The sequence below is a fragment of the Actinomadura sp. KC216 genome, from assembly GCF_004348535.1.
GTDB lineage: Bacteria > Actinomycetota > Actinomycetes > Streptosporangiales > Streptosporangiaceae > Spirillospora.
The window spans coordinates 1-4,930 of the sequence record NZ_SMJX01000468.1; the positions used below are offsets into that span (position 1 = coordinate 1).

Consider the following 4,930-nt stretch of genomic DNA (forward strand, 5'->3'; position numbering starts at 1 on the left):
GTGCGGGCGCGGAGCCGGTACAGCTCGTCGGCCACGTCGTGGACGTCCGCGCCCAGATCGAACGCGCTGAGCAGGTGCAGGTCGTCGCCGGTCTCGATCTCCAGAATCCGGGTCTGCAGGAGGAGGCGGCGCCGCTCGTCCACCCGGATGGCGGTCACCGCGTCCCACGGGACGCGGCGGCGCCCCGCGTAGCCGGTCACGAGGGTGACGCCGTCGCCGTCGGCGGCGAGCCGCACCGGCGCGAGCAGGTCGCGCAGCGCGAGCGCGTTCAGCCCGACGGCCGCCGCGACCGCGAGGATCAGGAACTGGGCGTCGTCGCGGTAGAAGACGGCGAGCGCCGTGACCGCCGCCGCCCCGGCGCACTTCGCCGCCACCTGGGCGCGCGGCACCCGCCACCGCCGTCCCGATACCGCCGTCATGCCGGACACCCCCTCTTGCCCGACACCGTAGCCGCAGCCCGGCGCCGCCCGGTCCGCGGGGGCCCCGGCCGTCACACTTCGGTGTCCCCTCCGTCACCCCGCGTGGAGAATATGCCGGTCGCGGCCGTTTCGATGCCGGGTGGCCCTGGCGTCCGGTGGACCGTCCGCTAGCGTCGTAAGCATGCGACTCGGCGTGCTGGACGTGGGCTCGAACACCGTGCACCTGCTCGTGGTGGACGCCCACGAGGGCGCCCGTCCGCTGCCCGCGTTCTCGCACAAGGCGGAGATGCGCCTCGCCGACCATCTGGACGACGACGACCGCCTGTCCAAGGACGGCGAGACGCTGCTGCGCGACTTCGTCGACGACGCGCTGCAGATCGCGGAGGACAAGGGCGTCGAGGACCTCGTCGCGTTCGCCACCTCCGCCGTCCGCGACGCGGCCAACGGCGAGAAGGTCCTGGAGCGGATCCGCGCCGACAAGAACATCGACATCAGGGCGCTGTCCGGCGAGGAGGAGGCGCGGCTGACGTTCCTCGCCGTGCGGCGCTGGTTCGGCTGGTCGTCGGGACGGCTGCTGGTGGTCGACATCGGCGGCGGGTCGCTGGAGATCGCGTCCGGCCTCGACGAGGAGCCGGACGTGGCGTTCTCGCTGCCGCTCGGCGCGGGCCGCCTCACCCGGGACCGGTTCACCGCCGACCCGCCGCCCCCGGACGAGGTCCGGAACCTGCGGCGGCACGTCCGGGCGGAGATCGCGCGCCGGGTCGGGGACGTCGCCCGCTACGGCCCGCCCGACCACGCGGTCGCGACGTCCAAGACCTTCAAGCAGCTCGCCCGCATCGCCGGGGCCGCGCCCTCGGCCGAGGGACCGTACCAGCGCCGGACGCTCGCGGGCGACGACCTGACCGACTGGGCGGAGAAGCTCGCCGCGATGCCCTCCGCCGAGCGGGCCGAGCTGCCCGGGGTGTCCGAGCGGCGCGCCGAGCAGCTGCTCGCCGGCGTGATCGTCGCGGACGCCGCGATGGACCTGTTCGAGCTCACCGAGCTGGAGATCTGCCCCTGGGCGCTGCGCGAGGGCGTGATCCTGCGCCGCCTCGACATGATCACGGGGGCGTGAGCAGCGGGGCGTGAACGGCGGGGCGGGATCATAGGCCATGATCTTTAGGTCGTTTCCACCGACTGACCGAAAGCGGTCTGGAGCCCCCCTCACTGAGGTGATTCGGCTTGCCGAGCCCCGCTCCGGCGACGCATGATCATATTCCTCGGAGACTGGGAGTTCCCCTGATGTCGCGTGCCTACAAGTTCGCCTCCCTGCCCTGCGGACGGGTCGGGAAATGGGTCGTGTTAGGCGTCTGGCTCATCCTCCTCGTCCTGGCGTTCCCGCTCGCGGGCAAGCTGACCGGCGCGCAGTCCAACGACTCGTCGGCGTGGCTGCCCAAGGACGCCGAGTCGACGCGGGTCCTTGAACTGTCCGAGCGCTTCGTGCCCGCCGACACCTACCCCGCCGTGGTCGTCTACCACCGCGACGGCGCCGCGCTCACCGCCGCCGACCGGGCCAAGGCCGCCGCCGACGTGCCGCGCCTCCAGGCCGTCACCGCCGACCCCAGGGACGCCGCGCCGCGCAGGCTCGCCCTGAGCGTCCAGGGGCCGATCCCGTCGAAGGACGGGAAGGCCCTGGAGACCATCATCAACGTCAAGACCGGCGACGACGGATGGGAGCTGCTCGGCCCGGCCGTCGACGACTACCGGGACATCGTCCAGAAGGGCGCCCCCGGGCTGCAGGCCCACGTCACCGGGCCCGCCGGGTACGGCGGCGACTTCAGCAACGTGTTCGCCGGGTTCGACAAGACGCTGCTGTTCATCACCGCCGCGATCGTCATCGGGATCCTGCTGCTCACCTACCGCAGCCCGATCCTGTGGCTCGCGCCGCTGGTGTGCGTGGGGTTCGCGCTGGTGGCGGCGCAGGCGCTCATCTACCTGCTGGCCGAGTACGCCGGGCTCACCGTGAACGGGCAGGCCGCGTTCATCCTCACCGTGCTCGTGTTCGGCGCGGGCACCGACTACGCGCTGCTGCTCATCGCCCGCTACCGCGAGGAGCTGCGGCGGCACCGGGACCGGCACGAGGCGATGGCGATCGCGCTGCACCGCGCCGGGCCCGCGATCGTCGCGAGCGGGTCGACGGTGGCGCTGAGCATGCTGTGCCTGTTCGTCGCCACCCTCAACTCCACCAAGAGCATGGGCCCGGTGATGGCGATCGGCGTCGCCGTCGCGCTCGCCGCGATGGTGACGCTGCTGCCCGCGCTGCTGGTCATCTGCGGGCGCTGGATGTTCTGGCCGCGGCGCCCCGCGTTCGGCACCGACGAGCCGACCGAGCGCGGCACCTGGGCGCGGGTCGGCGCCGCCATCGCCCCCCGGCCCCGGATGACCTGGCTGATCACGGCCGTGGTGCTCGGCGCGCTCACGGTCGGGCTGTTCGGGCTGCGGACGGAGTCGCTGCCGGCCAGCGAGTCGTTCAGCACCGGCAAGCCCGACTCCGTCACCGGCGAGGAGGTCCTCGGGCGGCACTTCCCGGCGGGCAGCGGCTCGCCGCTCCAGATCATCACCAAGGACGGGACGCAGGACGCCGTCCGCGCCGCCCTCGCCAAGGTCCCCGACATCGGGGACGTCAAGCCCGCCGGCAACAACCCCGGGCAGGCGTCCGGCGGGCTCGTCTACCTGGAGGCCACGCTCACCGCGCCGCCCGAGAGCGACCGCGGCTTCGCGGCCGTCGACAACGCCCGCGCCGCCGTGCACGCCGTGCCGGGCGCGGACGCCCAGGTCGGCGGCTCGTCGGCGGTGACGCTCGACGTCAACGACGCGACCCACCGCGACCAGAACTACGTGATCCCGCTCGTCCTCGTCGTCGTGTTCGGCATCCTCGCGCTGCTGCTGCGCGCCCTCGTCGCGCCGCTGATCCTCGTCGTGACGGTCGTGCTGTCCTTCGGGGCGGCGCTCGGGGTCAGCGCGCTGGTGTTCGACCACGTCTTCGGGTTCCACTCGGCCGACCCGTCGTTCCCGCTGTGGTCGTTCGTGTTCCTCGTCGCGCTCGGTACCGACTACAACATCTTCCTGATGACGCGCGTCCACGAGGAGTCGAGACGGGTCGGGACGCGGCGCGGCGCGCTGATCGGGCTCGCCGCGACCGGCGGCGTCATCACCTCGGCGGGCGCGGTGCTGGCCGGGACGTTCGCGGCGCTCGGGTCGCTGCCGCTGGTGTTCGTCGCCGAGATCGGCTTCGCGGTCGCGTTCGGGGTGCTGCTCGACACGTTCCTCGTCCGGTCGGTGCTGGTCACGGCGCTGAACCTGGACGTCGGACGGCACATGTGGTGGCCGAGCGCCCTCGCCCGCGTCCAGGACCCGCCCGCCGGCGTGGAGGCGCCGGGCACCCCGGGACAGCCCGCCTCCGCCGCCCAAGGAGACTAGGCCGAGCGCCCGCCGGGTCGCGCCCTACAGCCAGTAGGGGTGGCCGAGGGTGTGGCCCGACGGGGTCAGGCTCCGGTCGTCCGAGCCGTCCGCGCGGACGGCTCGGATCACCGGGTTCCCGACCGGGCCGCGCACGTAGCACAGCCAGCTGCCGTCGCGGGACCACGCCGGGTCCATGTCGTCCTCGGTGCCGGTGGTCAGCGCGCGCAGGCCGGTGCCGTCCGCGTTCATGACCCAGATGGTGCTGTGCTCGTCGGGGCCGCGGGTGAAGGCGATCCTGCGGCCGTCGGGTGACCATTCCGGGTCGACCGAGCGGACGCCGTCCTTCGTCAGCCGCGTCCACGGGGAACCGGGATCGGCCGGGTCGAGGGAGTAGATCTGCTCGTCGCCGGTCTGCCTGCTCCAGAACACGATCCGGTTCGTGGACGACCACATCGGGTCGTCCTTCAGCGAGGCGTCGGTGGTGAGCTGGGTGGCCGAGCGGCCGTCCAGGGTGTTCGCGAAGAGCTGCCGGACGCCGTCCTTCTCGGCCACGTACGCCAGGCGGGTGCCGTCCGGCGACCACGTCACCCGGGTGCCGCGCGCGATCGCGGTGACCTTCCGCGGCGAGCCGCCGTCGGCGTTCACCACCCACGCCTCGGCCGTCCTCGCGTACTGCCGGGTGAACGCGATGCGCGTCTTGTCCGGCGACCGCTCGGGGAGGATGTCGCACTGCGGCCCGGTGACGAGCGGCGACGGGGACGGGTCGCCCGGCTTGTAGAGACCGAGGTCGGCGTGGCACTCCTTCGGCCAGCCCGGCGCGGTGTCCATCCGGACGAGCATCGCCCCGGACGGCAACGCCGTCCCGACCGCGCCGGAGCCCCTCCCGTCGCCGTCCGGCCGGCCGAGGTAGTAGAGCCCCGCGGCGACGGAGGCGGCGACGAGCGCGGCCGCCACGGCCGACACGGTGAACGTGGTGCGCCGCGAATATCTGTTCCCTGCCCGGTCGCGGGACGGGATCGTGAACGGGATGGGCGACGGGGCGGGGATGAGAGACGGCTCCGGCGAGGGGG

3 protein-coding genes and 1 pseudogene are annotated in these 4,930 nt (G+C 73.3%); 2 read left to right on the forward strand and 2 right to left on the reverse strand.

Annotation, left to right across the window (positions count from 1 at the left end; all coding sequences use genetic code 11):
• Nucleotides 1-419: PH domain-containing protein (locus E1264_RS40150; protein WP_132182417.1), on the reverse strand; the 419-nt coding region annotated here is incomplete at its 3' end.
• A gap of 181 nt (nucleotides 420-600) precedes the next feature.
• On the opposite strand from E1264_RS40150, the gene E1264_RS40155 reads away from it, so the two are divergent.
• Nucleotides 601-1,533 carry a Ppx/GppA phosphatase family protein gene (locus E1264_RS40155; protein ID WP_132182419.1) on the forward strand — a complete coding sequence of 311 codons (933 nt, stop codon included), beginning with the start codon at nucleotides 601-603 and terminating at the stop codon, nucleotides 1,531-1,533.
• Nucleotides 1,534-1,700: 167 nt separating this feature from the next.
• Nucleotides 1,701-3,878, forward strand: coding sequence for an MMPL family transporter (locus E1264_RS40160; protein ID WP_132182421.1), 2,178 nt, complete (start codon nucleotides 1,701-1,703; stop codon nucleotides 3,876-3,878).
• Nucleotides 3,879-3,902: 24 nt separating this feature from the next.
• On the opposite strand, the pseudogene E1264_RS40165 reads toward E1264_RS40160, so the two are convergent.
• A pseudogene (locus E1264_RS40165) lies at nucleotides 3,903-4,930 on the reverse strand (PD40 domain-containing protein); the annotation flags it as partial.